Source organism: Capillibacterium thermochitinicola, assembly GCF_013664685.1.
GTDB classification, from domain to species: domain Bacteria; phylum Bacillota; class UBA4882; order UBA10575; family UBA10575; genus Capillibacterium; species Capillibacterium thermochitinicola.
This window is the reverse complement of sequence record NZ_JAAKDE010000063.1, coordinates 1-2,208: the sequence shown is the minus strand read 5'-3', so window position 1 is coordinate 2,208 and position 2,208 is coordinate 1. Positions and strand designations below refer to the sequence as shown.

Below are 2,208 nucleotides of genomic sequence, written 5' to 3'. Positions count from 1 at the left end.
ACAGGATTTATTCAAAGAAGGACTTCATTTTCTTCTTTGGGGCTGCTGGGCATCGTCTAACAGCTCGTTTACCGCTTCGGGGCGCGGAGAGTGGATCATGATGACAAATCAAAGAAGTCAAATCATGAAGTTTACGCGCCCACAGCCATGGACCTAAGCGCAGTCGCGCCCGGCTTGCCCGGGCCTAAGTGACGTCGCACTAAGGCCCGGTCTGCGCCTTAAGGTCCATGGCCGTCGGTAATCGGCAGACGTTAGGCGACATCTATCTGTAGTTAAATAATTGGGGTGATAGCTTGGAAACAAAAATTATTAGATATGTATTAGAAGGCCAGGCTTTTGAGAATGGATTGTCAATTTACGAACTTAATATTGGTTTACAAGAATTTCAGCATTTGATTGAAAGTTCATATCTCGCTTTATCGGGACAGCAAAGGATGACAAAAAATGATAGGGCAAAACTCAGGATAATTTCAAGAGAAATAAAACAAGGTTCTTTTATAGGTGAATTTGAGTTACAGGTAATTGAAACCTCAAAACAGATTGTACTTCCTTTTCTAATGGCATTGACTCCTGGCGAAATATGGGAGTTAACCAAAGAAACTTTTGAATTTCTTAAGCTGGTATTCTCTCTTAAAAAGCAAAAAAAGCCAGTTGAAATCAATGTTGGAGAGAATAATACTGATGTTACTGTTAATGCTATAGAAAATCAAAATGTAACTAATCAATATACTTTCAATGGTCCAGTATACATTTGTGGCGAGCAATCATTACCTTATTATAAAAACTTGACAAAATTAATTGAAAATGGAGATGTAGAAAAAATTGTTGTTGAAAGCGATAATGAAATAGCAGTGAATTTGGGTGTCGATGATAAAGAACTGTTTGTTTTGCCGGAAAGTAAAGAGGAATTACCAATAACATTAAAAGCGGAAATATATAGGTTTGATAAATATAAGAATGTAGGGAAATTGAGAGTATATCCTCTTCAAAGAATACCAGAAGGGGACTATACTTTTTCCGTGGATGACAAACAAGAAATTGAGAAATTTATATATTGTATGATTCAAAATGTTATTAAAGTTAAGGTTATTGCAGAATATACGGAAGATCCTTTTGTGGGAAGAAAAATATCTAATCTTAAGTTATTAGATATAGCATAATTTGGACGTCGCCTAACAGCACGATTACCGCTGACGGGGCGCGGATAGCGAAACATGAAGCAAAATCAATGAAGTTGAATCATGAAGTAGACGCGCCCACAGCCATGGACCTAAGCGCGGTCGCGCCCGGCTTGTCCGGGCCTAAGTGTCGTCGTACTAAGGCCCGGCCGGCGCCTTAAGGTCCATGGCCGTCGGTAATCGGCAGACGTTATACGACATATCTTTATGGAGAGGATTCTAGATGAAAAAAATTATGTTTGATACTAACGTATTTGATAAATTACCCAAGATTATCGAAAAAATAAAAAAGTCGGCGGAAGTACAATATGAATATTACATTACAACCATACAAATTGAAGAACTGTGCGAAATTCCTGATACAAAAAAAGATATTAGAGTTAAGAACATATTAATGCTAGCTGAGCTTAGAGCAAAACTTGTGCCGATTTCTCTGTTAATTCTTAATGGTAGGGCAAGATTAGGATATGTAAGGCTAGGCTCTGGGGAGGTTTATAGAAAGATAGTAAAAAGTAACGGAAGTAATACTGATGATGCAGTGATTGCAGATACGGCTGTTTCTGAAGGTTGTACATTAATAACTGAAGATAAAGATCTTTATACCCGAATGAAAAATAATGGTTATGATGTTATGTATTTAGATGATTTTATAAATACTATCGATTAGTCTGATTGCATTTTTCTGTTTTGATACGTCGTATATAACAGCACGATTACCGCTGACGGGGCGCGGAGAGTGGATCATGATGACAAATCAAAGAAGTTAAATCATGAAGAGTACGCGCCCACAGCCATGGACCAAAGCGCGGTCGCGCCCGGCTTGCCCGGGCCTAAGTGGCGTCGCACTAAGGCCCGGCCGACGCCTTAATGTCCATGGCCGTCGGTAATCGGCAAACGTTATGTGACATTTAACGGAAAGGAAGAATAGTATGCAAATCAAGTATGTGCACAAAATGATCAAGTCCAGATTAGTGTGTAAATTCCTCAGTTATCAATAAGCTTATCTGATATACGCAATATTGCTTTGATC

The 2,208-nt window shown here is 38.9% G+C and carries 2 protein-coding genes; both read left to right on the top strand.

Annotation, left to right across the window (positions count from 1 at the left end):
- Positions 1-293 precede the first annotated feature (293 nt).
- Positions 294-1,160: a Crp/Fnr family transcriptional regulator gene (locus tag G5B42_RS11395; protein WP_181340595.1), complete on the top strand. Its 867-nt coding sequence runs from the start codon at positions 294-296 to the stop codon at positions 1,158-1,160.
- A gap of 241 nt (positions 1,161-1,401) precedes the next feature.
- The gene (locus G5B42_RS11390; RefSeq protein ID WP_181340594.1) at positions 1,402-1,845 is read left to right on the top strand and encodes a PIN domain-containing protein; all 444 of its coding nucleotides are present in this window, start codon (positions 1,402-1,404) and stop codon (positions 1,843-1,845) included.
- Positions 1,846-2,208: the final 363 nt, after the last annotated feature.

What these genes read in the sequence shown, in the direction of transcription:
- G5B42_RS11390 (WP_181340594.1), top strand. Translation starts at nt 1,402, where the DNA reads ATGAAAAAAATTATGTTTGATACTAACGTATTTGATAAATTACCCAAG.